27 protein-coding genes are annotated in these 26,233 nt (G+C 66.7%); 10 read left to right on the top strand and 17 right to left on the bottom strand.

The features are described 5' to 3' along the window. Window positions 1-41: 41 nt before the first annotated feature. Both ACNH6H_RS12220 and ACNH6H_RS12215 read right to left on the bottom strand, forming a co-directional pair. Window positions 42-1,151 (bottom strand): alpha/beta hydrolase family esterase, encoded by a 1,110-nt coding sequence (locus ACNH6H_RS12220; protein ID WP_418318014.1) that lies wholly within the window; start codon window positions 1,149-1,151, stop codon window positions 42-44. A 237-nt stretch (window positions 1,152-1,388) separates the two neighbouring features. Next, the gene (locus tag ACNH6H_RS12215; RefSeq protein WP_418318012.1) at window positions 1,389-2,384 is read right to left on the bottom strand and encodes a LysR family transcriptional regulator; all 996 of its coding nucleotides are present in this window, start codon (window positions 2,382-2,384) and stop codon (window positions 1,389-1,391) included. Window positions 2,385-2,492: 108 nt separating this feature from the next. Here ACNH6H_RS12215 and ACNH6H_RS12210 point away from each other — a divergent pair, with 108 nt between their 5' ends. Further along, a complete protein-coding gene (locus ACNH6H_RS12210) occupies window positions 2,493-2,999 on the top strand; it encodes a lactoylglutathione lyase family protein (RefSeq protein ID WP_418318011.1) in 507 nt (168 codons plus the stop codon). A gap of 219 nt (window positions 3,000-3,218) precedes the next feature. Here ACNH6H_RS12210 and ACNH6H_RS12205 read toward each other — a convergent pair whose 3' ends face one another. Both ACNH6H_RS12205 and aceK read right to left on the bottom strand, forming a co-directional pair. After that, on the bottom strand, window positions 3,219-3,983 hold the full coding sequence (locus ACNH6H_RS12205; RefSeq protein WP_418318010.1) for a hypothetical protein: 765 nt from the start codon (window positions 3,981-3,983) through the stop codon (window positions 3,219-3,221). Between the two features lie 249 nt (window positions 3,984-4,232). Next, a complete protein-coding gene (aceK, locus tag ACNH6H_RS12200) occupies window positions 4,233-6,086 on the bottom strand; it encodes a bifunctional isocitrate dehydrogenase kinase/phosphatase (protein ID WP_418318009.1) in 1,854 nt (617 codons plus the stop codon). A gap of 146 nt (window positions 6,087-6,232) precedes the next feature. Here aceK and ACNH6H_RS12195 point away from each other — a divergent pair, with 146 nt between their 5' ends. Both ACNH6H_RS12195 and ACNH6H_RS12190 read left to right on the top strand, forming a co-directional pair. After that, window positions 6,233-7,768, top strand: a complete 1,536-nt coding sequence (locus ACNH6H_RS12195) for an acyl--CoA ligase (protein WP_418318008.1) — start codon at window positions 6,233-6,235, stop codon at window positions 7,766-7,768. Between the two features lie 3 nt (window positions 7,769-7,771). After that, window positions 7,772-8,779 carry a 2-dehydropantoate 2-reductase gene (locus ACNH6H_RS12190; RefSeq protein WP_418318006.1) on the top strand — a complete coding sequence of 336 codons (1,008 nt, stop codon included), beginning with the start codon at window positions 7,772-7,774 and terminating at the stop codon, window positions 8,777-8,779. A 711-nt stretch (window positions 8,780-9,490) separates the two neighbouring features. On the opposite strand, the gene ACNH6H_RS12185 is transcribed toward ACNH6H_RS12190, so the two are convergent. From ACNH6H_RS12185 to ACNH6H_RS12150, 8 genes are all read right to left on the bottom strand, one after another. Continuing rightward, window positions 9,491-10,054 (bottom strand): DUF488 family protein, encoded by a 564-nt coding sequence (locus tag ACNH6H_RS12185; protein WP_418318004.1) that lies wholly within the window; start codon window positions 10,052-10,054, stop codon window positions 9,491-9,493. Window positions 10,055-10,111: 57 nt separating this feature from the next. Then, entirely contained in the window at window positions 10,112-10,456 is a 345-nt protein-coding gene (locus tag ACNH6H_RS12180) for a hypothetical protein (RefSeq protein WP_418318003.1), read from the bottom strand. After that, complete coding sequence (locus ACNH6H_RS12175) at window positions 10,453-10,902, bottom strand: DUF1810 domain-containing protein (protein ID WP_418318002.1); 450 nt, start codon at window positions 10,900-10,902, stop codon at window positions 10,453-10,455. The genes ACNH6H_RS12180 and ACNH6H_RS12175 overlap by 4 nt, the downstream gene beginning before the upstream one ends. Before the next feature lie 14 nt (window positions 10,903-10,916). Further along, complete coding sequence (locus ACNH6H_RS12170; RefSeq protein ID WP_418318000.1) at window positions 10,917-12,455, bottom strand: L-lactate permease; 1,539 nt, start codon at window positions 12,453-12,455, stop codon at window positions 10,917-10,919. A gap of 13 nt (window positions 12,456-12,468) precedes the next feature. Beyond that, on the bottom strand, window positions 12,469-13,479 hold the full coding sequence (locus ACNH6H_RS12165) for a 2-hydroxyacid dehydrogenase (protein ID WP_418317998.1): 1,011 nt from the start codon (window positions 13,477-13,479) through the stop codon (window positions 12,469-12,471). Window positions 13,480-13,579: 100 nt separating this feature from the next. Continuing rightward, window positions 13,580-14,425 (bottom strand): ABC transporter ATP-binding protein, encoded by an 846-nt coding sequence (locus tag ACNH6H_RS12160; protein ID WP_418317996.1) that lies wholly within the window; start codon window positions 14,423-14,425, stop codon window positions 13,580-13,582. An 8-nt stretch (window positions 14,426-14,433) separates the two neighbouring features. Then, a complete protein-coding gene (gene ntrB, locus ACNH6H_RS12155; protein ID WP_418317994.1) occupies window positions 14,434-15,303 on the bottom strand; it encodes a nitrate ABC transporter permease in 870 nt (289 codons plus the stop codon). A 33-nt stretch (window positions 15,304-15,336) separates the two neighbouring features. Then, window positions 15,337-16,650 carry a CmpA/NrtA family ABC transporter substrate-binding protein gene (locus ACNH6H_RS12150; RefSeq protein WP_418317992.1) on the bottom strand — a complete coding sequence of 438 codons (1,314 nt, stop codon included), beginning with the start codon at window positions 16,648-16,650 and terminating at the stop codon, window positions 15,337-15,339. 367 nt (window positions 16,651-17,017) lie between these two features. Here ACNH6H_RS12150 and ACNH6H_RS12145 point away from each other — a divergent pair, with 367 nt between their 5' ends. Next, entirely contained in the window at window positions 17,018-17,449 is a 432-nt protein-coding gene (locus ACNH6H_RS12145; RefSeq protein ID WP_418317991.1) for a hypothetical protein, read from the top strand. A gap of 108 nt (window positions 17,450-17,557) precedes the next feature. After that, window positions 17,558-17,752: a CsbD family protein gene (locus ACNH6H_RS12140; RefSeq protein WP_418317990.1), complete on the top strand. Its 195-nt coding sequence runs from the start codon at window positions 17,558-17,560 to the stop codon at window positions 17,750-17,752. 87 nt (window positions 17,753-17,839) lie between these two features. On the opposite strand, the gene ACNH6H_RS12135 is transcribed toward ACNH6H_RS12140, so the two are convergent. After that, on the bottom strand, window positions 17,840-18,112 hold the full coding sequence (locus ACNH6H_RS12135) for a hypothetical protein (protein WP_418317989.1): 273 nt from the start codon (window positions 18,110-18,112) through the stop codon (window positions 17,840-17,842). A gap of 419 nt (window positions 18,113-18,531) precedes the next feature. Between ACNH6H_RS12135 and ACNH6H_RS12130 the strand changes: the two genes are divergently transcribed. Beyond that, window positions 18,532-18,846, top strand: coding sequence for a hypothetical protein (locus ACNH6H_RS12130; protein ID WP_418317988.1), 315 nt, complete (start codon window positions 18,532-18,534; stop codon window positions 18,844-18,846). 52 nt (window positions 18,847-18,898) lie between these two features. On the opposite strand, the gene ACNH6H_RS12125 is transcribed toward ACNH6H_RS12130, so the two are convergent. Next, window positions 18,899-20,449 (bottom strand): alanine/glycine:cation symporter family protein, encoded by a 1,551-nt coding sequence (locus ACNH6H_RS12125; RefSeq protein WP_418317987.1) that lies wholly within the window; start codon window positions 20,447-20,449, stop codon window positions 18,899-18,901. A 29-nt stretch (window positions 20,450-20,478) separates the two neighbouring features. Further along, complete coding sequence (locus ACNH6H_RS12120) at window positions 20,479-20,910, bottom strand: universal stress protein (RefSeq protein ID WP_418317986.1); 432 nt, start codon at window positions 20,908-20,910, stop codon at window positions 20,479-20,481. Between the two features lie 122 nt (window positions 20,911-21,032). Here ACNH6H_RS12120 and ACNH6H_RS12115 point away from each other — a divergent pair, with 122 nt between their 5' ends. Next, entirely contained in the window at window positions 21,033-22,253 is a 1,221-nt protein-coding gene (locus tag ACNH6H_RS12115; RefSeq protein WP_418317985.1) for a cytochrome P450, read from the top strand. Window positions 22,254-22,265: 12 nt separating this feature from the next. Here the strand turns inward: ACNH6H_RS12115 and ACNH6H_RS12110 are convergent, their stop codons facing one another. After that, window positions 22,266-22,454, bottom strand: coding sequence for a hypothetical protein (locus tag ACNH6H_RS12110; protein ID WP_418317983.1), 189 nt, complete (start codon window positions 22,452-22,454; stop codon window positions 22,266-22,268). Further along, complete coding sequence (locus ACNH6H_RS12105) at window positions 22,454-23,839, bottom strand: MBL fold metallo-hydrolase (RefSeq protein WP_418317981.1); 1,386 nt, start codon at window positions 23,837-23,839, stop codon at window positions 22,454-22,456. The genes ACNH6H_RS12110 and ACNH6H_RS12105 overlap by 1 nt, the downstream gene beginning before the upstream one ends. Window positions 23,840-24,019: 180 nt before the next feature. On the opposite strand from ACNH6H_RS12105, the gene ACNH6H_RS12100 reads away from it, so the two are divergent. The 3 genes from ACNH6H_RS12100 to ACNH6H_RS12090 all read left to right on the top strand — a co-directional run bounded on the left by ACNH6H_RS12100 (window position 24,020) and on the right by ACNH6H_RS12090 (window position 26,226). Next, complete coding sequence (locus ACNH6H_RS12100) at window positions 24,020-24,778, top strand: c-type cytochrome (protein ID WP_418317979.1); 759 nt, start codon at window positions 24,020-24,022, stop codon at window positions 24,776-24,778. Next, window positions 24,775-25,725, top strand: coding sequence for a c-type cytochrome (locus ACNH6H_RS12095; protein WP_418317977.1), 951 nt, complete (start codon window positions 24,775-24,777; stop codon window positions 25,723-25,725). Before ACNH6H_RS12100 ends, ACNH6H_RS12095 begins: the two co-directional genes overlap by 4 nt. A gap of 75 nt (window positions 25,726-25,800) precedes the next feature. Continuing rightward, window positions 25,801-26,226 (top strand): PaaI family thioesterase, encoded by a 426-nt coding sequence (locus ACNH6H_RS12090; RefSeq protein WP_418317976.1) that lies wholly within the window; start codon window positions 25,801-25,803, stop codon window positions 26,224-26,226. Window positions 26,227-26,233: the final 7 nt, after the last annotated feature.

Below are 26,233 nucleotides of genomic sequence, written 5' to 3'. Positions count from 1 at the left end.
AACCCGGCATTTCCAGGCCGCCGCGTGCGCCAGACGCCGCTCTACCCGCGGGCGGGTATCCGGGATGATTGCTTCGCGGCAAACTGCTTCGCCGCAAACGACCAGGCCAGCCGCGATGCGTCCGGCCCGTTGCCGTCGCCGTAGGCCTGGTTGGCGGCGCCGCCGCTCCAGGCGTGGCCGAGGCGGCTGATTTCGATCAGCGTCACTGCGGTGCGGCCGCTGCGCTTGAAATCGGTCAGCGTCATCGGATGGCGCTCACCACGCCGGACCTCGCGCGGCGTGCCTGCTTTTGCGCCGGCCGTTGCTGCCCACAACTCTGCGGCGGCGCGGCCGTTGCGCGGTGAGACGACGTGGTCGAGCTGGCCGTGGATCACCAGCAGCGGCGGCCAGGCTTGCGGGGCCTGTTGCAACAGCAGCGGGCGCGGCGCCGGCGCATGCGTCACGCGGCGGCCGCCCATTGCACCGAGCGCCGACAGCGATGAATGCGCGGTGCCCGGCGGAATGCCCGAATGCATCACGACCGCCTTGAAGCGCTCCGGATGGCGGCTGGCGAGCAGCGCGGCCATGCTCGCGCCGGCCGACAGACCAGCCACCGCGATGCGATTCCGGTCGACCGGGTACAGCATGCAGGCTTGGTCAACCGCCTGCAGGATCAGCGCCGCTTCGCCATAGGCCCGGCGGCTGTCGGTATCGAACCAGTTCCAGCAGCCTTGCGGGTTTGCCAACCGGTCCTGCTCCGGATACAGCACCAGAAAGCGTTCACGCGCGGCGATGCGGTTCATCCGCGTGCTGCTGGCGAACACCGCGGCATCCTGGCTGCAGCCGTGCAACATCACCATCAATGGCAGCCGTTCGGTCGGCTTCACACCCGGCGGACGGTACAGGCGGAAGCGCCGCATGCCGGCAGCGCCGACCGCGATGCCACTGAGCCAGTCGCCCGCGCCGCGCGGCGGCTTGGCTGGTGGCGCGAGCAGCGGGTTCAGCCGTTTGACCGCCGCGGCCGCGCTGCCAGGTTTGCTGGCCGACTTGCGCGCCGACTTCACCGCCTGCGTGACCGCACGCTGGCTGGCCAGCATCGTCTGCCGGGTCAGCGTCGTCAGACTGCGATGCCAGGCCGTGGCCAGTGGATTGCTGCGGATGCGTTTGACCATGCAGGCATTCTGCGGGAAAACCCTTGGCCCGCGATCTCGAAGGTTGTCTTGGCACCTGCTTGCTCTGTAGGAGCGGCTTCAGCCGCGATTTTTGTTGCAATGCCACCAGCCCGAATCGGGGCTGAAGCCCCTCCCACGGGGTGTTCTTGCAGGAGCGGCTTCAGCCGCGATTCTTTTGCAATGCCGCCAGCGCGAATCGGGGCGGAAGCCCTCCCGGGGTGGTTTGTGGGAGCGGCTTCAGCCGCGCTTTGTACGCATGCCACGATCCCGAATCGGGGCTGAAGCCCCTCCTACAGGGCTGCGCCGCCGCTTGGACGAGATGCCAGCACCGATGCCGCGCGCCGTGTCTCCAACGATCTCGGCCACGGCGCCGATGCGCTGCGCCAATTCCCGGCCCTTGCGCATCACCAGCCACAACTCGTGATGGACCCGCTGCGCGAGTGGCACGACGCGCAGCCGCTCGCGTTGCGGGAAGGCCGCGATGCCGCTTTCCGGCAGGATGGTGTAGCCGATGCCTTGGGCCACCGGCGCCGGGATCTGGCCGATCTGGTTGACGTAGCCGCGCAGGCGCAGCCGGTCGCCGCCGGAGAACTCGCCCGGATAGTTCGGGCCGAGCAGCAGTTCGGCCAGTGCCGGGCCGTCGGGGTGGCCGATGAAGCCGCGTTGTTCGAGCGCTTCGAAGGTCGGCGTGGTTCCCTTCTTTCTGTTGCGACCGACTTCATCGGCCGGCAACACCAGGCACAGCTCTTCCGCGCCGACACGCTCTGCCGCGATGCGCGGGTGGGACGGATCGTGATGCAGCACGCCGATGTCGAAGCGCCCGTCGAGCACGCCCTGCAGGATTGCGGGCTGCGGCGCGGCTTCGAGCGCGATCGAGAGCTGCGCGCGCGGTGCACTGTGGTCGAGCAGGCGCGGATACAGCAGCAGCGCAAAGCTGCCCGAGCACGCCACGGCGACCTGGCCGACGTCGGGATCGTCGACGCGGATCTCTTCGAGCACCTGGCGCTCCTCGCGGCGGCGCGACAGGCCGAGCGCCAGCAAGCGCTCGCCGGCAGGCGTCAGCGTGAAGCTCTTGCCGTCGCGGCTGAGAAGCTTGCAGCCCAGCCTGTCTTCGAGCTTGTGCAGGTGCTGCGAGACGCCCGGCTGCGTCATGTGCAGCCGCTCGGCGGTGCGGGTCAGGCTGCCGGTCTCGCACAGCGTAGTGAAGGTTTCTAGCCAGGTTGCGTTCAGCATGGGCCAAACAAAAAGTTAGCTACAAGACCAACAAATCATAATTTGACGTTTGGTGCAGCGCCACCCAGACTTCGGGCATTCCAGACAAACGACCGCAAGGAGTCCTGCATGTATCCCCGAAGCTTTTCCCATATCGGCCTGTCGGTGCCCGACGTCGAGGCGGCGCTCGCCTTCTACCGCGACGTGCTCGGTTTCTACGTGATCATGGAGCCGACCGTGATCGACGAGGACGACAGCGACATCGGCGTGATGTGCACCGATGTCTTCGGCCCCGGCTGGAAGCGCCTGCGCATCGCGCACATGGCGACCGCCGACCGCATCGGCATCGAGCTGTTCGAGTTCGACGGCCACCACGCGCCTGCGAACAACCTCGACTTCCGCCGCCACGGCATGTTCCATTTCGCGGTGCAGGATCCGGACGTCGAAGGCCTGCTCGCGAAAATCGTCGCCGCCGGCGGCAAGCAGCGCATGCCTGTGCGCCACTATTTCCCGGGTGAGAAGCCGTACCGCATGGTGTATGTCGAGGACCCGTTCGGCATCGTCTTCGAGCTGTACAGCCACTCGTACGAGTTGACGTATTCGGCCGGCGCGTACGGGGCGGCGAAGGCGGGCTGAGTCAGGCCAGCTGTATGTAGCCCGCAGGAGCGGCTTCAGCCGCGATTTCTCCGCATGCCGACGAGCCCGAATCGGGGCTGAAGCCCCTCCCACTGGGCCTGCTTGTAGGAGCGGCTTCAGCCGCGATTTGTTTGCATGGCACCAGCCCCATTCGGGGCTGAAGCCCCTCCCACAAAGGCAAGGCACGGCCTTGCCGATCGGAAGGCGCCGAGGCCTCCGCTAATTGCCCTCGACGATCGCCGTTCCGAGCGCGCAGGCATTGCCGGCGACCTTCTGCACCTTGAGCTGCACGGTTGCCATCGGCGCGGTGTCCCGTTTCTTGCCGCGACCGACGAATGCGACATCGGGGCCGGGGCAGGTCAGGCGCGGCGGGTCGGGGTTCCAGCTCAGCGTGTCGCCCAAGACGTTGGTTGCGCTGACCACGTCGACTTTCCAGACGCCCGCGGCCGGAGGGCCGCAGCACGAGAGCGTGAACTTGACGTCGAAATCGCGCGCGGTGCGGATGTCGACGCCGATCTGCGATGCGATCTTGAAGCCGACCTGGTTCACCGTCACCAGCGGCGAGTCGTCTTCGGTGTCGAGGCGTGGCGGGCGGACCGCATGCCGCGTCGTCGCGCGCATCTGGAACGTGCCGTCCCTGCAGACACTGGACAGCGAACCGTTGGTGATCGTCAGATTGGTTCGATCGGGTCTCGTCGCGCCGAACTCGGTCCGGTCGGGCGTGTAGTTGAAGCTCACGTCTCTCGGGACCAGCTTCGTGATCGTCGAGACGGCGGCCGCCTTGCCGTTCGGCGGCGGCGCGGGCCAGGTCGCGGTGATGCGGCCGGAACCATCGAAGCTGCCGTCGCAGCGCGCAGGCGATACGCCTGCGGTCACGTCGATGTCGGCAACCCGAATCGGCGCAGTGGTGGTGATGACGCCGCCGCATCCCGTCAAGGCGGCGCACAGCAGGGCGAGCAGGGAGTGCTGAGGCACAGTGGTCATCGTTTCCTCCTTTCGTGGATCAGAAACGAAGCTGGCTGGAACCTGGGGGTGCCCGAACCGCGACGGGCAGCGTCGCTCTGCTTCACGGCCCGGACCAATCTACACCGCTGCCGCTGGCTGTAAATCCCTAGCTGGATCGCGCGCGCCAAGGCCACTCTCTTGCGGTCAGACTCCCCTCTCTTGTCGGCATCTGACGGGTCTCGAATCGGAGCTGAAGCCCCCCCATGGGCCTGCTTGTTGGAGCGTGCTTCAGCCGCGATCTGTTTGCATGGCGCCAGCCTGCATCGGGGCTGAAGCCCCACCCGCTTCCGGCTCTCCGCGCCGATTGACGAAGCGCCGCTGCACGTCGTACGGAAAGACATCGAGCATCGCGCCGGCGAGGATGCGCTGCTTGTGCAGGTTCCAGAACGCCGGGTCGAGCAGGTCGGCATGGTGTTCGAGAAAGGCCTTGCGCACGCGCGCATTGCCGAGCAGGAAGGGGCCGAAGGTTTCCGGGAACACGTCCTTCGGGCCGACGTCGAACCAGGGTTTGTCCGGCGGCGTTGCCGGTGCGTCGTCGGCCGGTGGTGGCGGCAGGTGGCGGAAGTTGCAGTCGCTGAGGTATTCGATCTCGTCGTAGTCGTAGAACACGACCTTGCTCTGGCGCGTGATGCCGAAGTTCTTCCACAACATGTCGCCGGGGAAGATGTTGGCGGCGATCAGGTCCTTGATCGCATTGCCGTAGTCGATCGTCGCGCGGGTGATCGCATCGAAATCGCCGTTCGCGGTGGCGTCCTTCAGGAACAGGTTCATCGGCGTCATCCGGCGCTCGATGTAGGCGTGGTCGATGATGATTTCCTGCTCGCCGCCGCTGCCGTCGGTGAATTCGAGCAGGCTCGCGCAATGCGTCTTCATCTCGTCGATCAGCTCGGGCTCGAAGCGCGACAGCGGCAGCGCGACCTTGCTGTATTCGAGCGTATCGGCCATCCGGCCGACGCGGTCGTGCACCTTGACCAGCTGGTATTTGCCCTTGATCTGTTCGCGGGTCGTCTTTTTCTGCGGCGGGTAGTTGTCCTTGATCAGCTTGAAGACATAGGGGAAGGACGGCAGGTCGAACACCAGCATCACCATGCCCTTGATGCCCGGCGCGATGCGGAAGTGGTCGCGGCTGTGCCGCAGGTGGTGCAGCAGGTCGCGGTAGAAGCTGTTCTTGCCCTGCTTGTGCAGGCCGACCGCGTTGTAGATCTCGGCGCGCGGCTTGCGTGGCATCAGCGTGCGCAGGAACTGCACATAGGCGCTGGGCACCTGCATCTCGACGAGGAAGTAGGCACGTGCATAGCTGAACAGCATCACGATGTCGTCTTCGCTGTGCAGCACGGTATCGATCGCGAGCTTGCCGCCGGCGGTGTGCAGCACCGGCAGCGCGATCGGTATCTGCTGCGGCCCGTTGATGATGCGGCCGACGATGTAGGCGCCCTTGTTGCGGAAGAACAGGTTCGCCAGCACCTGGATCTGGAAGCTGGTGCGCGGGCGGCTGAGGTCGATGTGGCGCTGCAGTTCGGCGGCGACGTCGTCGACATCGCGCTGCAAGTCCTCGAAAGGCGTCTGCAGATCGAAATCGCGCACCAGTTGCAGCCAGGTCGCGCGCCAGCTCTCAGGTGTCGGGTAATAGACGCGGTAGGTGCGCGGCGCGAGCGCCTCGTCGATCTCGATGTACGAGGTCGAGACGGCAGGCCGCACGAAGATGAAATCGTTGTGGAAATAGCTGCGGTGCAGGATCTTCGTCGTCACCGAATTGAAGAAGGTTTCGGCAAGTTCGGGCTGGCGGTGGTCGAGCAGCAAGCCGATATAGAGCAGCTTGGCCTGCTGCCAGACGTCCATCGGCTGCGCATCGGCGGCAAATTCGGTTTGCAGCCGGGTGGCCGTCTCGCGCACGCGCTGGTCGTAGAAGCGGATGCGCTCGCGCATCGCGCGCTGCTGGCCGTGCCAGTCGGCCTGCTCGAAGCGCTGCTTCGCGGCGCGGCTGTTCTCGCTGAACAGCCGGTAGTGGCGGTTGAAACCTTCGAGCAGCGCGCGTGCAATCCGCTGCGCGGGGCTGGCATCGTCGGTCGGAATATTGAACATCGGCAAGCCCCTGGCGAGATCGCCGGCGGTGCTCGCAGGCGGTGTGCAAAATATCAGTCAGAATTGATATGAAAGTCTGTTCCCCCTGACCCAGGCACCGGCCGCTGTGTCCCAGCGCCGGCGCCAGCCCAGCGATCGGTTCAATCATGACACTTCAAGCCCTCCTGCAAACCGGTGCCGACGAAGCGGTTGCGATCAGCGCCCCGGGACGAGCACCGCTCGACTACCGCGGCCTGCGCGCGCTGGTTGCGCAGACCACCGCGGCGCTGAATGCCGGCGGCATCGGCCGCAACGACCGCGTTGCAATCGTGCTGCCGAACGGGCCTGAGATGGCCTGCTGCTTCCTCGCCTGCGCAAGCGCGGCGACGAGTGCGCCGCTGAACCCGGCCTACCGTGTCGATGAATTCGAGTTCTACCTCGACGACCTGCAGGCGAAGGCGCTGATCGTCGAGCAGGGCAGCCAATCGCCGGCGGTCGACGCGGCGCGCAAGCTCGGCGTGCAGGTGATCGAGCTGGTGGTGGCCGACGGCGCGCCGGCCGGACAGTTCGGCATTGCGGACCTGCCGGCTGCCGAGTGCAACAACGGCGGCCCGTCGCAGCCCGACGATGTCGCGATGGTGCTGCACACCTCGGGCACGACCTCGCGGCCGAAGCGGGTGCCGCTGACGGTGACGAATCTCTGCGCATCGGCCGGCAACATCGCGAAGACGCTGCAGTTCAGCGCGAGCGACGTCGGGCTGAACATCATGCCGCTGTTCCACATCCACGGGCTGCTGGCCGGGCTGCTGGCGCCGCTGTCGGCCGGCTCGCAGGTCTATTGCACGCCGGGCTTCAATGCGCTGCGCTTCTACAAGTGGCTCGATGACGCGAAGCCGAGCTGGTATACCGCGGTGCCGACGATGCACCTGGCGATCGCCAGCCGCGGCAAACACAATGCCGAGGTGCTGAAGCGCCATGCGCTGCGTTTCGTGCGCTCGTCGTCGTCGGCGATGCCGCCGCAGCTGATCAAGGAGATCGAGGGGCTGTTCAAGGCGCCGCTGATCGAGTCGTACGGGATGACCGAATCGGCGCACCAGATGGCGTCGAACCCGCTGCCGCCGGCCGAACGCAAACCCGGCACCGTCGGCCGCGCGGCCGGCCCGGAAATCCGCATCCGCGGCGAGGACGGCGGTTTTCTCGGCGCCGGCGAGGTTGGCGAGATCGTGATCCGCGGGCCAAACGTGACGCCGGGTTATGAAAACAATCCGAAGGCCAACGAGGAGGCCTTCGTCGACGGCTGGTTCCGCACCGGCGACCAGGGCTCGCTGGACGACGAGGGTTATCTGAGCATCACCGGCCGGCTGAAGGAAATCATCAACCGCGGCGGCGAGAAGGTCAGCCCGCGCGAGATCGACGAAATCCTGCTCGACCATGTGTCTGTCGCGCAGGTGGTGGTGTTCGGTGCGCCGCACAAGCGGCTCGGCGAGGAAGTGGCTGCGATGGTCGTGCTGCACGAAGGCCACGAGTGCGATGAACGCGAACTGCAGCAGTTCGTCGCCAAGCGGGTGGCCGGCTACAAGGTGCCGAAGAAGATCCTGTTCGTCGACGAGCTGCCGAAAGGCGCGACCGGCAAGCTGCAGCGGATCGGGCTGGCGCAACGCATCGGCCTCGGTTTCGGATCCTATGTCTCAGGCGAGTTCTAAGAAATGAAATATGCAATCGTCGGCGCCGGTGCCATCGGCGGCTACCTCGGCGCGAAGCTGGCCCTGGCCGGTGAGGAAGTCACCTTCATCGCGCGCAACAAGAACCTGGCTGCGATCAAAACAAACGGCTTTCGGCTGCAACTGCCCGACGGCAGCGAACAGCATGCAAAGAATGTCCGTGCGGTGAAGGACCCGGCCGAGGCCGGGCCGCAGGATGTGGTGCTGCTGACGACGAAGGCGCACCAGGTGCGCGACCTGCTGCCGGGCCTGCGCGAGCTGTTCGGACCGGAAACCATGGTCGTCACGATGATCAACGGCGTGCCGTGGTGGTATTTCCAGCGGCTAGGTGGCGCTTACGACGGCCGCGCGCTGAGCAGCGTCGATCCGGACGGCGCACTCGCCGAGGGCATCGAGGTCGAGCGGGTGATCGGCAGCATCGTCTATCCGGCCGCCGAACTGGTCGAGCCGGGCCTGGTTCGTGTCGTCGAGGGCAACCGCTTCTCGATCGGCGAACTCGACGGCCAGCGCACGCCGCGCGTTGACGCATTGAGCAAGTCGCTGATGGCGGCCGGCTTCAAGGCGCCGGTTTCGCGCGACATCCGCAGCGAGATCTGGGTCAAGCTGTGGGGCAACCTGAGCTTCAACCCGATCAGCGCGCTGACGCATGCGACGCTGGAAGAGATCTGCCGCTTCCCGCTCAGCCGCGAGCTGGCGGCGCGGATGATGGACGAGGCGAAGCAGGTCGGCGAAAAACTCGGCGTCGAGTTCAAGGTGTCGCTCGACCAGCGGATCGCCGGTGCCGAAGCCGTCGGCGCACACAAGACCTCGATGCTGCAGGACGTCGAAAACGGCCGCGCCCTCGAACTGCAGGCCCTGGTCGGCAGCGTCGTCGAACTGGCCCGCATCACCGAGACGCCGACGCCGACGATCGATGCGATCTATGCGGCGACCGCCCTGTTGGCGAAAACGCTGTCCGACCGTTGCGGCAGGCTCGAGGTGCAGGCGAGCTGAGCGGGATCTTGCACGAGGGGCTTCAGCCCCGATTCGGGCTGGTGGCATCCGAACAATTCGCGGCTGTTGTGGGAGGGGCTTCAGCCCCGATTCGGGCTGGAGCCATGCGACGCAATCGCGGCTGAAGCCGCTCCCACGGGCATGCGCAGGATGCAGCGCATCGCGCCAATGTGGCCTGTTTGGTGGGAGGGGCTTCAGCCCCGCTTCGGGCTGGTGCCTTGCGACCAATCGCGGCTGAAGCCGCTCCCACGGGCATGCACAGGATGCGGCGCATCGCGCCGATGTGGCCTGTCTGTTGTGGAACGGGCTTCAGCCTCGATCCGGGCTGGAGCCATGCGACGCAATCGCGGCTGCAGCCGCTCCCACGGGCATGCACAGGATGCAGCGCATCGCGCCGATGTGGCCTGTCTGTTGTGGGAGGGGCTTCAGCCCCGATTCGGGCTGGTGCCATGCGACGCAATCGCGGCTGAAGCCGCTCCCACGGGCATGCACAGGGTGCAGCGCATCGCGCCGATGTGGCCTGTCTGTTGTGGGAGGGGCTTCAGCCCCGATTCGGGCTGGTGGCATGCGAACCGATCGCGGCTGAAGCCGCTCCCACGGGCATGCACAGGATGCAGCGCATCGCGCCGATGTGGCCTGTCTTTCGTAGGAGGGGCTTCAGCCCCGATTCGGGCTGGTGCCATTGCAACGAAATCGCGGCTGAAGCCGCTGCTACGGGGCTGCGGCCTCCGGCGGATACCGCAGCTCGCCATCGACGATGCGGGCAAACGGCGTCATCTTGTGTGGCTGCAAACGCGTCGGGCTGATGATCTCGCAGGCGGTGATGCCGTGCACGTGCAGCGCGTCGGCGATCAGCGATCTGTGGCAGCGCCACGGCACGGCCTCGGCACACATCAGTGCAAGCTGTTCGCCCTTCGCCAGTTCGATCAGCCCGAGCAGATCCTGTGCGAAGCTGTCAGTCATCATGTAGTCGGCATAACCGCGGAACGACAGGTTGCGCCAGCCGGCATTCGGCGACTCCGGTGAGGTGCGCCGGAAGCCGCCGAGGCCGCTGGCATGCACATGTTCGATCTGCACGGCAGCCAGGCTTTGCGCCAACGCATCGGCATTGAATTGCGGATTGGTCCGCGAGCGCGGCACGGTGCGCACATCGACCAGCACGCTGACCTGGTGGGCCTTCAGCAATGCGATGAAATCATCGATCGGGCGCGTCGAGTGGCCAACCGTCAGAACGCGGCAGTCGGGCTTGGCAGAGGTCGAAGCAGGCTTGGCCATCGGCGCGGTATCTTGGCGCAACCTGACCGGCACTGCAAGCCGTCGCGGCGGCCCACCTCAGGCCTGCCAGACCCCGTAGCCCGCCTCGCGCAACGCAATCGCCAGTTCGACCTCCATTTCGCACGCCGCCCGGTACGGCATCGGGTTGTAGACCGCATACAGCGCCGGCAGCAGTCGCAGGCCATACTCGATGACATAGCGATTCGCCTGGATGCCCGCCTTGTGCTTGTCGAAGCGCAGATCCGGGTCGACGCCGGTCATGCCGACATAAACGAAGGGCTTGCCGAGTTGGTGGTCCGGATTGGCCTTGCGAAAACGCGGCTCGTTCCAGACCCGGTCGTCGAGTTCGACGACATAGACATGGTGGTGATTCCGACGGCCGCGTGGCGCCTTGCTGCTCACGCGGTGTCGGGCGGCAGTTCGCGCAGCGTCAGCGGATCACGCCTGCCGCCGTAGTAGCGGTCGAGCACGCGGCCATATGGCGAGCTGTCGGCGGCCGCGCGCTCGAACAGCGTCATGCACGAACAAAGCTTCAGATCGTCCGGCGAGCCGAAGATCTGCTGTGCGTTGCGCCCTTCGAGACCGAGCAGGATCTCGCTGCATTGCAGCAGCCGCGCACCGAGCAACGGGTGCGCCGCATAGGCGCGCGCCTCGGCCAGACCTTCGAGCCCGAAATGGCGTGCGGTCGCGCTGCGGCCGAGGCAACGCAGCTGCGGAAAGATGAACCACATCCAGTGAGAGCGCTTGTCGCCGGCACGCAGCTCGGCCAGCACCTGGTCGAATACAGGCGCCTGGGCATCGACGAATCGTTGCAGGTCGTAGGTCATCAGCGCCGGATTTTCAGCCATCTGCCGGCGCGCTGTCACCAGCTCAGCGCGACCAGCCCGGCCACCGCCGCGCCGCCGAGCGCCAGGTAGAGCAGGCAGGGCAGCAGCGTGCGGCGCAGGATCTCGCCTTCGCGGCCCGCCAGGCCGACGGTGGCCGCGCCGGCGACGATGTTGTGCGGGCAGATGATGTTACCGACCGCGGCGCCGAAACCCTGCGCGGCGACGATCACGACCGAAGGCAGCGCGAGCGCCTGTGCGGTCTGTGCCTGCAATGTCGTCAGCAGCACGTTCGACGCGGTGGCCGAGCCGGTGACGAAGCTGCCGAGCGCGCCGACCGCCGGCGCAATCCACGGCCAGGCGCTGCCGATGCCGGCAACTGCGCCGCGCTCGAGTGCGTCGATCAAGCCGCCGTGCAGCATCAGCCGCGACAGCAGCAGCATCGCGAGCAGCGCGACGGTGACCGGGCGCAGCTGCCGCGCAGCGTGGGCCAGCGCGCTGCCGACGTCTTGCAGCGCGACGCGCTGCAGCCGCGCGCCGATCAGCAGCGCGGCCATCAGCAGCGTGCCCGGATGCGTCAGCGGCGACATCTTTCCCTGGTAGCGGTCGAACAGCTGCCACGACAGCGCCGCCTCGCCGAGCAGCGCGGCCAGCGGCGCGATGGCGCGGGTCGCGACGACCAGCACCACCAGCACCAGATAAGGCGAGATCGCTCGGACCAGCTCGCCGGACGCGGCGCTGTCGCCGGGCCCTGCCGCAACCGGCCGCCGGTTCGCGCGCGACAGCGCGGCAACGAAGACGAGCGCACCGATCAGCGCGCCGCCGAGCGTCGCCAGTTCGGGGCCCAGCCAGGCCGCCAGCGCAAGGCTCGGAACGAAGAAGCCGAGCGCCGCCAGCGCTGGCCAGCCGAAGCCGGGGCTGGCGCCGTTGGCCGCCAGCGTGCGGACAAAAAACAGCATCAGCACGCCGCCGAGCGCCGCATGCAGCAGTGCGGTGGTGCGTGCGATCTCGACCGCGCCGAGGCCGGTCAGCGCGACCTGCGCCGCCACCGGTGTGCCGAGCGCGCCGAACGAAACGCCGGCCGCATGGCCGAGCAGCGCCAGCACGACCGCCTGCACCGGCGCAAAGCCGAGGCCAACCAGCAGCGGCGCGGCCAGCGCGACCGGCGTGCCGAAGCCGGCGGCGCCTTCGAAAAACAGCGCCAGCAGCCAGCCGACCAGCAGCGCCTGCCGGGCCGGCGCGTCGCTCAGCCGGCCGAGGCCGCTGCGCAGCGTGGCAATCGCGCCGCTGTTTTCCTGCAGCCGGTGCAGCGCGAGCGCCGGCCAGAGGATCCACAGGATCGTCAGCGCGAGGAAACCGCCTTCTGCGGCGACACCAACGGCGTCATGCCAGCCGCCGGCCTGCGCGCCGGCCGCGGCCGTGGTGCCGAAATCGAAGGCCGTCACCGCGAGCAACGCCGCCAACGCCAGCGCCGCAAGCCCGGCGTGTGCCGCCGACCAGCGCAGGCCGAGCATCAGCAGCAGGATCAGGACGATCGGCGCAGCGGCCAGTGCGGCCGGTAACGCGATGCCCGCCACGCTGGCCGCGGCGTCAGGCCAGCCGCTCGGTCGAGACCGGATGCAGCGGGCGTCCGGTATCGGCGAAGGCGTCGAGGTTGGCGAGCGTCGTCTGTGCGATCGCGGTCAGTGCATCGGCGGTAAAAAAGGCCTGGTGGCCGGTGACGACGACATTCGGGAATGTCAGCAGCCGCGCGAACACGTCGTCGTGCATCACATGGTCGGAAAGGTCGCGGAAAAAGAGGTCGCCTTCCTCCTCGTAGACATCGATGCCGAGGCTGCCGAGCTGGCCTGATTTCAATGCGCCGATCACCGCGCGGGTATCGATCAATGCACCGCGGCCGGTATTGATCAGCATCGCGCCGTGTTTCATCGTCGCCAGTGCAGCGGCATCGATCAGGTGATGGGTCTGCGGCGTCAGCGGACAGTGCAGGCTGACGATGTCGCTGGCGGCGAGCAGTTCGGCCAGCTCGACATACCGCACGCCAATCTGCTCGCACTCGGGATTGATCTGCGGGTCAAATGCCAGCACCCGGCAGCCGAAGCCGCTCATCACGCGCGCAAAACAGGCGCCGATGCGACCGGTGCCGACGATGCCGACGGTGCGGCCGTGCAGGTCGAAGCCGAGCAGGCCCTCGAGCGCGAAATTGCCCTCGCGGGTGCGGGCATAGGCACGGTGCAGATGGCGGTTCAGCATCAGCACCAGCGCGGCGCTGTGTTCGGCCACTGCATGGGGTGAATATTCGGGCACCCGGCCGACCGCGATGCCGAGCTGCGCCGCCGCCTCGAGGTCGACATTGTTGAAACCGGCGCAACGCAGCAGCACCAGCCGCACGCCGTGCTGCTGCAGCGCCTGCAGCACATCGGCGCCGAGATCGTCATTGACGAAGACACACACCGCATCGGCGTCGGCGGCGGCCGCCGCAGTCGCCACTTCGAGCCGGGCCGGCAGGAAGCGCAGTTCATGGCGGCCACCCGCCGCGACGGCGGCGCGGCTCAGGAAATCCTGGTCGTAGGAACGGGTGCTGAAGATCACGAGGCGCATGCCGGCACCGTAGCAGGTCGCATCGTCATTTTGAAGATGCGGATCACCCGGCCTTGCGCTGCGTCAAGGCCGGATGCGAAACGGCCTCCGGCACCCCCGCTCAGGCCGTCGCGCGCTGCTGCACCGCCACCGCAGCCCGCTGCGGCGCGCGCAGCGACTCGAGCTTGCGCTGCTTCTCGTACAGGAAGCTGAGGATCTCCTGCCGGCAATGGTTGTAGACCGGGTCTTCGGCCAGTGCGATGCGGTTGCGCGGGCGCGGCAGCGGCACGTCCATGATCTGGCCGATCGTCGCCGCCGGGCCGTTCGTCATCATCACGACGCGGTCCGACAGCAGCACCGCCTCGTCGACATCGTGGGTGATCATCAGCACGGTATTGCCGAGGTCGGCCTGGATGCGGATCACCTCGTCCTGCAGATGGGCGCGGGTCAGTGCATCGAGCGCGCCGAACGGCTCGTCGAGCAGCAGCACCTTCGGCTCCATCGCCAGTGCCCGGGCGATGCCCACGCGCTGCTTCATGCCGCCGGAGATCTGCGACGGCAGCCGATCCAGCGCATGGGTCATGTGCACCATCTCGAGGTTATGCAGGATCCACTCGCGCCGCTCGGTGGCAGTTTTCCTGCCGGCGAAGATCTTCGCCACCGCGATCTCGACGTTCTGGTACACCGTCAGCCACGGCAGCAGCGAGTGGTTCTGGAACACGACGGCGCGGTCCGGCCCCGGTGTGTCGACCTCGCGGCCGTCGAGGATGATGCCGCCGGAGCTTGCCTGCAGCAGACCGGCGACGATGTTCAGCACGGTGGACTTGCCGCAGCCGGAATGGCCGATCAGCGAGATGAACTGGCCGCGTTCGACGGCGAGGTCGATGCCCTTCAGCACCGGGTGCGCCTTCGCACCGTCGCCGAACACCATGTCGACCTGCGAGATGTGGAGATAGGCCTGGCTCATGATCGCTCCTAGCTGGCGGAGGTTCCGCGGGTGACCTTGTGGCCGATCAGCGCGACCATGCGGTCGAGCGTGAAGCCGACCAGGCCGACATAGACCAGCGCAAGAATGATGTCGGAGATGCGCGAGCTGTTCCACGCGTCCCAGATGAAGAAGCCGATGCCGACGCCGCCGATCAGCATCTCGGCGGCGATGATCGCGAGCCACGACAGGCCGACGCCGATGCGCAGCCCCGAGAACACATACGGCGCCGCGGCCGGCAGCATGATCTTCAGGAAATATTCGATGCCGTTCAGCCGGATCACCTTCGCGACATTGCGATAGTCCTCCGGAATGTTGCGGATGCCGACCGAGGTGTTGATGATGATCGGCCAGATCGAGGTGATGAAGATCACGAAGATCGCCGACGGGTTGCCGTCGCGAAAGCCGGCCAGCGAGATCGGCAGCCAGGCCAGCGGCGGCACCGTGCGCAACACCTGGAACAGCGGATCGAGGCCGCGCAGCGCCCAGGTCGACTGGCCGACCAGCACGCCGAGGCTGACGCCGACGACCACCGCCAGCGAATAACCGAAGGCGACGCGCTGCAGGCTTGCAAGCAGTTGCCACGCAAGGCCGACGTCGTTGCCGCCGTTGTTGTAGAACGGGTCGACGATCAGCTCCCAGGTGTCGCTGACGACCTGGGACGGGCTCGGCAATGCGGCGCCCGGCGCCGAGCCGAGCAGCTGCCAGATGCCGATCAGCGCACCGATCACGATCAGCGGCGGCAGCACCCGCGAGACGAAGCCGCGGCCGGCCGCCGCGAGCCATTCGCGCCAGGCCGGCGGCTCGGGTGGGAGGGAGGTCGGCAACGGGATCGCGCCGACGGATTCGGTGGTGCTCATCAGGGGCTCCGTGTGGATTTCGGTGCGGCCGGATCAGGCGGCGCGCAGGTATTTGATGTCGAGGCTGTCGAGGTATTTCTTCGGATTGGCCGGGTCGAAGACCTTGCCGTCGAAGAATTTCTCGATGCCGCGCGAGGTCGAGGTCGGGATGTCCTTGGCAGCGACGCCGAGCTCCTTCGCGGCGGCCTTCCAGATGTCCTCGCGATTGACCTTCGCGATCAGCGCCTTGGTGTCGAGGTTCGGCGGCAGGTAGCCCCAGCGCTGGTTCTCGGTCAGGAACCACAGGTCATGGCTCTGGAACGGGTAGCTTGCGTTGTCCTTCCAGTAGCGCATCTGGAACTTGCTGTTCGCCTCGACGCGGCCGGTGCCGTAGTCGAAATCGCCTTTCACGCGGTCGATGATGTCGGCGACCGGTGCATTGATCCAGCGCCGGCGCGAGCAGATCTCGGCAACCTCGGCGCGGTTCGCCGGGTCCTCGCACCAGATCTGCGCTTCCATCACCGCCTTCAGCAGCGCCTTTGCCGAGTTCGGATTGGCCTCGACATAGTCGGCGCGCATCGCGAACGATTTTTCCGGATGGTTCATCCACAACTCGCTGGTCGTCAGCGCGGTGTAGCCGATGTTCTGGTTGATCAGTTGGCGGTTCCACGGCTCGCAGACGCAGAAGGTGTCCATGCTGCCGACCTTCATGTTGGCGACCATCTGCGCCGGCGGCACGACGATCGTCGTGATGTCGCGGGTCGGGTCGACGTTGCCGGCGGCCATCCAGTAGCGGATCCACAGATCGTGGGTGCCGCCCGGAAAGGTCATCGCCGCATTGACCGGCTTGCCGGTGCGCACCCGTTTGGCGAGCAGCGCCTTGCGGAACTCCTTGTTGTCGAGCCCGACCTTCAGGTCCTTGTATTCATTGGCGACCGAGATGCACTGGCCGCCGAGGTTCAGCCGGCCGAGGATCATCATCGGCGTCGGCACGTTGTTCGCGGTGACCGCGCCGGTGCTGATCAGATACGGCATCGGCGTCAGGATGTGGGCGCCGTCGATGCCGCCGGACTTCGAGCCGAGCACGAGGTTGTCGCGCGTCGTGCCCCACGACGACTGCTTGACGACCTCGACATCGGTCATGCCGTGTTTCTTGAAGAAGCCTTTTTCGTCGGCGACGAACAGCGGCGCGGCATCGGTCAATGCGATGAAGCCGAGCTTGGCCGCCCTCGTCTCAAGCGCGCTGCCCTGCGCGACGACGATCGACGGCAACAGCGCGCCGGTGGCGGCGGCGCCGCCCAGTGCCGCGGCGCGCTTCAGCAGCGTGCGACGGCCCGGTGCTGCGGGATGGTTGGAGTGGTTGTCCATGGTCGATTCCTCGGTAATCAATGTGGAGAGGTGAACGGCCACCGACCGCCCCATGCAGGTCGGCACGGGATGGAAAGGTTTGCCGTCTGGCAAGCGTCAAGAGATCCATCGCCGCACCGCCGTTAGCGCAGCCCGCTGCATCCGATAGCAGTTGTCGTGCCAGCGTGCGAAAGGTTGTTCGCGTGCAGGCGATTGGCAGGCGTCAGCCGGGTTGCTGCGCCGTCGCGGAGCAGATCAGGCGTTGCCGCGCACTCAATTGGCTTGCCGCCGACTCTTGCTCGGCCCGCAATCGGTGCAGCGCAGGCCTCGCCGAGTGAACGTTTGCGCATCAGTCGGGAACCAAGCGGCATTTGTTGGAGTCGCCGCCATGCCGCCAGTGGTTTTCCGTTCCGATCAGCAAGTGCCCGGGTCGCAGCATCCGCGCTACGAGATCGGCGAATGGTTTGTCACGATGTATTACGCCGACGACGACGTCGATCCGGAGGATTACCGGCGCGTCGAGGCGATTGCCTGCGCGCTGCGCGGCAGCCTGGGCACCGCGGCGCCGATGTTCCTGAACCAGCACCATCCGTCGATACCGGTCGAGAACGCGGCTCGCTCAAGCCACCCTGGAGAACAGGATGAGATGCACGACGAGCCGCCGACGATGCGTCACTTCCACATGGAATTGATCGGTGAGCAGCGCGACCGGGGCTTCAGCGCGCTCGGCATGATCGATGCGCTGAAAGCCAGACTCGCGGCATGCCGCTGGAACACCGACGAGCAACCGGACCATGTCGGCTTGCTGACGGCCGGGTAGGACGCCGCCGACCTCGTTTTGCGTTTTTCGTGACTGGTGTCTCGGTGCCGCAGGAGTAACTTGGAGGTGCGCGGAAACGCCGCGTACAACACGCGAAAGGAAGTGCAAATGAACAAGGAACAAATGAAGGGTTCGGCGAAGGAAGCTGCCGGCAAGGTGCAACAGAAGGCTGGCGAAATGACTGGCAGCACCGAACACGAACTGAAGGGCAAGGCTCGCGAAGAATCCGGCAAGATGGAGAAGAAGGCCGGCGACGCGAAGGAGCACATCAAGGACGACAGCAGCCATCGCAACAAGCACTGATGGCGGTCGGCGCCCACGTGGCGCCTGACAGCTGAAGCAACAACCCCGGCCAGCAGGCCGGGGTTTTGTCGTGGGCGCTTGTGCCCCTCAAGCGTCGACGTCGACAGGCCGTGTCGGCCGCCAGATCGGATTCTCCTTGAGCTTGCGCTGTGTCGTCGCCGCGTCGGCAAGGGTCTCGCTGATCCCCGGAAGCAGCGCGGCTAACTCCTCGCGATGCTGCTCGAAGTGGCTCCGTGACTCTCCTTCGCCCGCGACGCCATCCGAGGTGCCGGGCGGCATGTCGGCGTTTGCGGCCGAGGATGCGCCGAAACCGAGAACGCATGCAGCGGCGAAGCCGTGCACCAGCTGGCTGTGTGTCATTTCGAACCTCTGTGATGGGCAGGAAGCGCTGCCCGCGCGCTCTCGACGGGGTCAAACGAGGCGTGCTGTAGAGCGAGACGCCCTGCAAGGCACTCCCTGACTGCGCTTGCGGCACGTCCAATGTCGTGCGGCGGATCGATTGGGCGCCTTTTGCGCAGAAATAGATAGTTGCCAAGCTAGGGGGAGCAGCGCGGCCGGCGCCTCGTCAGGTGGCCGGCATGGCGGAGGCGGCATGTGGGTGCCAATCGGCAATGCTGCACTGGCTGAGGCCGGCCCCTCCCGGGCCGCGGTTACGAGTGAAACCGCGGCCGCCGCTTTCGACACCGTGATGCAACAGCGCGCGGAGATCCTGACACCACGACGTTCCGGTCACACCCTGCAGAAATGGCAGCCGGGGCGTCCGATTTCAGGAGTCCATCATGCGAATCAAATACGAACTGCTGGCGGCTGTTGCGCTGCTCGGCGTCACCGCTGCGCTGCTGCGGCCCGCCGTGACGCCGCTCAACACGGCGGGTGCCCGAGCCGATCATCCGGCGCTGGAGGCTGATGCGCCGCGGCATGCCGATGGCATCAAAGGCGCGGCTGCGCAGGAACGCGCTCGGCAGCGCCTGCAGGCGATCGACGCCGCGCGGATGCGCCAGGTCGCGAGTGGCGCGCTGACGGCGCGCGAGGTGACGCCAGCCGAATTGCGCTTGATCCGCAACGGCGCGGTCTTCACCGAAGCGACGCTCTGAAAAGGACAACCCGCCTTGACAGGCGGGTTGTCGTGGTCGTTGCCGCTACAGCTCAGCGGGTGTTTGCCGGCTGCGCTGCCGCCGCGCCGCGGCCGCCGCGGTATTTGCGGATTTCGCCGCTTTCGATTCGCTTCCAGTAACCCTCGGCCTCGCGCTTGACGATCGGCATCAGGAAATACAGGCCGATCACGTTCGGGATCGCCATCAGGAAGATCATCGAATCGGAGAAGTCGATCACCGGGCCGAGGTTCATCGTCGCGCCGAGCACGACGAAGCAGCAGAAGAAGAACTTGAACAGCAGGTCCATCGAGCGGCTTTCGCCGACCATGTAGGTCCACGACTTCAGCCCGTAATAACTCCACGAGATCATCGTCGAGAACGCAAACAGCAGCACCGCCGCGGCGAGCACATACGGGAACCACGAGAACGCGGTCGAGAACGCGGCCGAGGTCAGTTCGACGCCGGTCAGGTCGGTCGCGAGCTTGCCGCTGATGACGATCACCAGTGCCGTCATCGTGCAGATCACGACGGTGTCGATGAACGGCTCGAGCAGCGCGACATAACCTTCGGTGATCGGCTCCTTCGTGCGCACTGCCGAGTGGGCGATTGCCGCCGAGCCGATGCCGGCCTCGTTGGAGAACGCGGCACGCTTGAAGCCCTGGATCAATGCGCCGATGAAGCCGCCCGCCGCACCCTCGCCGGTGAAGGCGCCGGCAAAGATCTGGCCGAATGCCCAGCCGACCTTGTCGATGTTGAAGGCGATGATGATCAGGCCGGCAATCAGGTACAGCACCGCCATGAACGGCACGATCTTCTCGGTCACGCGCGCGATCGACTTGATGCCGCCGATGATCACCATGCCGACCAGCACCGCCAGCACCAGGCCGAACAGCCAGCCCTTGTCGGCAAACCAGCTGGCCTCGCCGCCGGTGACGTTGACGAACTGCTGGAAGGCCTGGTTGGCCTGGAACATGTTGCCGCCGCCGACCGCGCCGCCGATGCAGCAGATCGAGAACACCACCGCAAGCACCTTGCCGAGCCCGCCCTGGCCGCGTTCGGCGAAGCCGCGCGACAGGTAGTACATCGGGCCGCCGGAGATGCTGCCGTCGGGGTTCTCGCGGCGGTATTTGACGCCGAGCGTGCACTCGGTGAATTTCGACGCCATGCCCATCAGGCCGGCCAGGATCATCCAGAAGGTGGCGCCGGGCCCGCCGATCGAGACCGCGACCGCGACCCCGGCGATGTTGCCGAGCCCGACCGTGCCGGACAACGCGGTGGCGAGTGCCTGGAAGTGCGAGACCTCGCCGGCATCGTTCGGATTGCTGTAGTCGCCACGCACCAGTTCGATCGCATGCCAGAAGCGACGGAATTGCACGAAGCCGAAATACAGCGAGAAGACCGTTGCCGCGAGCACCAGCCAGCCGACGATCAGCGGAAAGGCGACGCCGTTGACGTCGACCGAATAGAAGACGAGGCCGGCGACGGCATTCGACACCGGTGAGATCAGCGCATTGATCTGCTCGTCGATGCCCTGCGCATGGGCTGCCAGCGGGCTCGCGAGCGCAAGCGCCGTCGCACCGGCGCGGATGGTCTTGTTGGTCATGTCTGGCTTCTTGTTGGTTGTCCGGCGGTTCATGGGATGACGGTGACCGGTACCGGCGATGCCTGCACCAGCGTCAGCGATGCGCTGCCGATGATCCGGTTTGCCAGCGGCGAGCCGCCGGAGCGGCCGACGAAGATCTGGCAGGCCTTCTTGTCGGCGGCCACCTCGCACAACACCTCGGCGACGTGGCCGAAGCGCACCTCACCGCTGATCGGCACGCCGGCGTCGGCCCACTGGGCCTGCGTGTCGTCGAGCATCTTCTGGCCGAGCGCCTTGTGCTTGTTGCGCACTGCATGCTGCTGCGCCAGCTCGTCGGCGGTCATGAAGGTATACGGCGACCATTCGATGACGTGAACGAGATGAACACTTGCGCCAGCGAGCTTGGCGCGGTCGACGGCGAAATCGATCGCCCGCCGTGAAAGGTCGGGCCCTGCGGTCCCGACGATGAAGACGTTGTCCATGCTTGCGAGCCTCCTGCTTCTGCAGTCCTCGATCGCGAACACGGTAGACCCCGCCGCTTCCGAGGTCAACCGGACAGAACCCGCAGATCAGCCGCCCGCAACGGCTCCATAATCGCCTGCCCATGCCAGCCGAAGCCCTTCGCGCCAGTGCCCTGGCGTTCCAGCTCGTTGCCCCTCCTGCGGGCTTCGTCGACGACCCGTACCCGCTCTATGCGGCGCTGCGCGAGCACGATCCGGTGCACGAACTGGCGCCGGGCAGCTTTCTGCTGACCCGTTATGCCGACGTCGCGGCGATCTACCGCAGCGCCGATGTCAGCTCCGACAAGCAACGCGAATTTGCGCCGCGGATGGGCGCCGGCACGCCGATCTACGAACATCACACCAGCAGCCTGGTTTTCAACGACCCGCCGCTGCACACCCGGGTGCGCCGGCTGATGATGGGCGCGCTGAACCAGCGGGCGATCGCGCGGATGGAGCCCGGCGTCGTCGCGCTGGTCGACCGGCTGCTCGATGGCCTTGCCGACGAGCCGGCGCCGGACCTGATCGAACATTTCGCTGCGGCGATTCCGGTCGAGGTGATCGGCAACCTGCTGGTGGTGCCGCCGGACGAACGCGGGCCGCTGCGCGACTGGTCGCTGGCGATCCTGTCGGCACTCGAGCCAGCGCCGGCGCCGCAGGTGCTGGCACGCGCGAATGCGGCAACCACCGATTTCCTCGACTTTCTGCGCGCGCTGGTCGCCGACCGGCGCGCCCGGCCGGGCGACCCGGATGCCGATGTGCTGACCCGGCTCATCCAGGGCGACGGCGGCGAGCAGTTCAGCGAGCCCGAGCTGCTGCACAACTGCATCTTCCTGCTCAATGCCGGCCACGAGACGACCAGCAACCTGATCGGCAACGGCATGTGCGCATTGATGCGCCACCGCGACCAGCTCGAGCGGCTGGTTGCCGACCCGGCGCTGCTGCCGACCGCGATCGAGGAATTGCTGCGCTTCGAGAGCCCGCTGCAGCTGAACAACCGGATGACGACCGCCGCGATGACGCTCGGCGGGCGCGAGCTGCCAGCCGGCACCTTCCTGACGCTGGCGATTGGCGCGGCGAATCGTGACCCGGCTGAATTCCCGGATCCGGACCGCCTCGATGTCGCACGCAAGCCGAACCGCCATGTCGCATTCGGCCACGGCGCCCATGCCTGCGCCGGCATGAATGTCGCGCGGCTCGAGGCCCGCATCGCGATCGGTCGCCTGCTCGCGCGTTATCCGGCGATCGATCTGGCCGGCGCGCCGCAGCGCGATCCGCGGCTGCGCTTTCGCGGCTTCAGGGCGCTTCCAGTCAGCCTGACCTGAGGGGCGGGACGCTCAACGGGTATCGCTGATCGCCGCTGGTGGCGGCAACGGCGAGTCGCAGCCGGTCGCTACCAGCAGCGTCGCGACGACGATGACAGGGCCGATCAGCCAGCCGAGCCGCCGCGAGCCGCGCTCCACGCGGCGCTCGTGCTCGCGGTCGATCTCGTTGTTGGCGCGCCGGCTGGGTTTGCAGTCGTCCATCACGAAGCCTTCCTGGCATCGGTCAGTTCGAAGCCGGCGGCCTGCCAGGCCTTGATCGAGCCCCAGCAGACCGACACCTCCTGGTGGCCGAGCCGGCGCAGCGCCGCCGCGGCAACCAGCGCGCGTTTGCCGGATTTGCAATAGGTCACGATCGGCCGGTCGCGCGGCAGGTCGGGCGCCTTCTGCTCGATCTGCCCGACGTAATGGTGTTCGGCACCGGCGATGTGGCCCTGCTCGTATTCATCGATGGAGCGCACATCGAGCAGCAGCGGCGGCTGGTCGCCGGCCAGGCGCTTTTTCAGCTGATGCACGTCGATGCCATGCAAGGCCTGCAGCGGCTTCGCGGCGGTGGCCCAGCTGTCGGCGCCGCCGGCCAGAAAACCGTCGATTCGCTCGAAGCCGATCCGCACCAGTGTGCGCACCGCACGCTCGCGGTCGCTGGCCTGCTCGAGCAGCAGAACGATCGGCCGCTGGCTGTCGAGAAACCAGCCGCCGAAGGCGGCGAGCATCGGCAGCGGAATCGCGATCGCCTCGGCGATGCAGGCGCCGGCGATCGATTGCCCGGGGCGCAGGTCGAGCAGCTGCGCGCCGTTGGCAAGCGAGCGCTCGAGTTGCTGCATCGCCAGCGGCGCCGGCCGCGGCAGCCGTTGCAGGCCGGGGCTGTCGCCCATGTTGGCCGCTTCCATCCGTTCGAAATACGGCGGCTTGTAATGGTGTTCGCTGGTTTTAGCCTCGATGAAGGCCTTGCGGTCGAGCTGCAGCTTCGGGTTGTTGCGACGTTCGTCACCGATGGTCGAGAACTCGCGTTTTGCAATGCCCGATCCGCACACCGAGCCGCTGCCGTGGGCTGGCCAGATCTGCGCCTGGTCGCCGATCGGCAGCAGCTTGTCGTGCAGGCTGTCGTACAGCAGGCCGGCCACCTCCTCCGCGCGGTCGGGATAAAAATCGGTGCGGCCGACATCGCCGACGAACAGCGCGTCGCCGGTGAAGACGCCGACCGGCGAGTCGCCGGTCTCGGTGTGGACCAGCACGACAGAGATCGAATCGTCGGTATGGCCCGGCGTGTACAAGACCTTCAGGCGCAGATCGCCGAACTCGAATTGCTTGCCCTCTTCGGCGACCTTTGCATACGGCACATCGAAGTCCGGGCTGCGGCCGCGCCAGACGGTTGCACCGGTGCGCTGCGCGAGTTCGCAGGCGCCGGAAATGTAGTCCTCGTTGCGGTGGGTCTCGAAGATGCGCGTGATGCGCAGGCCGGCATCGGATGCGGCCTCGAGATAGCGGTCGACATCACGGCTCGGGTCGACGATTGCCGCTTCGTCACCGCCGCCGACCAGGTAGGAATGGTGTGCCAATCCTTCGGACACGATGGTCTTGAGGAGCATCGGCTCGCCTCTTTCGAAAGTATCAATTGAAGGCCCTGCTGAGCCGGACCCTGCGGAAGACGATGCCATGCGACCACGCCGTTGCGTGCGCGACGGCAACGCAGCGTCACGTAGGAAAAAGCCTGCACACATTGCAGTGAACTGCGCCGGTGTCGCACCGTCGAACGGCTTGACCACGCAATGACCACGGAGACGACGATGGGCTTGATGGAGCGCGCATCCACCACCATCGGTCGGTCCCACCTGACGGCTGCGGCACTGCTCGCTGCGGTCGCGGTGACAGCACCGGCCGTGTTTGCACAGACACCGGCAGCCGCGCAGGCGGCGAAGCTTGTCGACCTGCCATCGTTTGCCGATGCAAGGAAGATTGCCGACACCACCTGCGCCAGCTGCCATGGTGCGCAGGGCGAGGGCATGCCGGCGGCGGGTTTTCCGCGGCTCGCCGGCACCGGCGGCGCCTACCTGCAATCGCAACTCGATGCCTTTGCATCGGGCTACCGAAAGAATTCGGTGATGCAGCCGATCGCGCAGGCGTTGTCGCAGCAGCAGCGCATCGAGCTGGCGCAGTTTTATGCCAGCCTGCCGGCGACGGTGTCGGTCGACAAGACCGCGTTTCTCGAACCGGATCCGTCGAACCTCGGCGAATGGCTGGCGCTGCGCGGCCGCTGGACCGATGACATCCCGCCTTGCGGCCACTGCCATGGCCCGACCGGTCTCGGCGCTGGCGAACATTTCCCGCCACTCGCGGGCCAGCCGGCATCCTATCTGCGCGATCAGCTGCAGGGCTGGAAAGACGGACTGCGGCCGCCCGGCCCGATGGCGCTGATGGTGCTGATCGCAAGCCGGCTGAACGCCGCCGACATTGCGGCGGTCGCCAACTTTTACGCGACGCTCCCTGCGAAGCCGCAACCGGCACCCCGCCAAGGAGGACCGCAATGAGACTGGAAAAACTGCAAACCAACCGCAGCCGCACCTGGACGCGCATGGCGATGCTGGCCGCATTGCTCGGCGGCGTTGGCTTCACGGTCGCCGAGACCGCTGTCGTGCCGCCGCACACGCCGAAAGTCGGTGCGATACCGAAATACCCGCCAGGCATGTTCCAGCCGCCGTCGCCGACGACGATTCCCGACGACGAGATGGGCGCGATGATCAGAAAGGGCCAGCGCATCTTCATGCACACCGGCGAGCTCGCGCCGCAGTTTGTCGGCAACCGGCTGGCCTGTGCCAACTGCCACCTCGATGCCGGGCGCATGCCCGATTCGGCGCCGATGTGGGCGGCCTTTGTCTCCTACCCCGCATACCGGTCGAAGAACCAGCATGTCAATACGCTGGCCGAACGCATCCAGGGCTGCTTCACCTACAGCATGAACGGCAAGGCGCCGCCGCTCGGCGACCCGGTGCTGGTGGCGCTGCAGTCGTATTTCCAGTGGCTCGCGACCGGCGCGGAGGTCGGCAGCAAGATGATGGGCAGCGGCTACCCGAAACTCGACCAGCCGGAGCGCGAACCCGACTATTTCGAAGGCCAGAAGGTTTATGCGCAGAACTGCGCGTTGTGCCACGGCGCCAATGGCGAGGGCCAGCGCAGCAGCGACGGCAAGCAGGTCTTTCCGCCGCTGTGGGGCCCGGAATCCTTCAACTGGGGCGCCGGCATGCACCGCATCGGCACCGCCGCTGCCTTCATCAAGGCGAACATGCCGTTCAGCCGTGGCGGCCTGCTCAGCACGCAGCAGGCCTGGGATGTCGCGTTGTTCATGAACAGCCATGAGCGGCCGCAGGACCCGCGTTTTGCCGGCTCGGTCGACGCGACGCGGGAACAATTCCATGCGTCGGACGACTCGATGTACGGCCGGCGCTTCAACGGCCACCTGCTCGGCTCCGGCCGCTGATTGCGTTGGGTCGGGGCGATGCCGGAAAGCCGGCATCGTCGTACAGTTGTTGTCCACTCACAGGACGGGCCGGCGATGGACAACGAGATGCAGCAACGGGTCGCACGCAGCTTCGACGCGCAGGGGCTGATGGCCACGCTCGGCGCGAAGCTGCTGCATGTCGACGACGGCGAGGTGCAGATCGAATTGCCGTATGCGGCGCACCTGACGCAGCAGCACGGCTATCTGCATGCCGGCGCGGTGTCGAGCATCCTCGACAGTGCATGCGGTTATGCGGCGCTGACGCGCGCGCCGGCCGGCAGCGATGTCGTCACCGCCGAATTCAAGATCAACCTGATGCGCCCGGCGATCGGCGAGCGCTTCATCGCGATCGGCAAGGTGCAGAACGCCGGGCGGATGCTGACGGTCACCAATGGCGAGGTCCGCGCCTTCAGTGCCGGCGCCGATGCCTACAAGGTGGTGGCGCTGATGCAGGCGACGATCGTCAGCGTCGTGCGTTGAAAAGCTT

Origin of the sequence: Pseudideonella sakaiensis (assembly GCF_048320135.1) — a bacterium.
Classification (GTDB): domain Bacteria; phylum Pseudomonadota; class Gammaproteobacteria; order Burkholderiales; family Burkholderiaceae_C; genus Ideonella_A; species Ideonella_A sakaiensis_A.
Note: the sequence above shows the minus strand (reverse complement) of the source record. Positions and strands in the feature narration are given on the sequence as shown.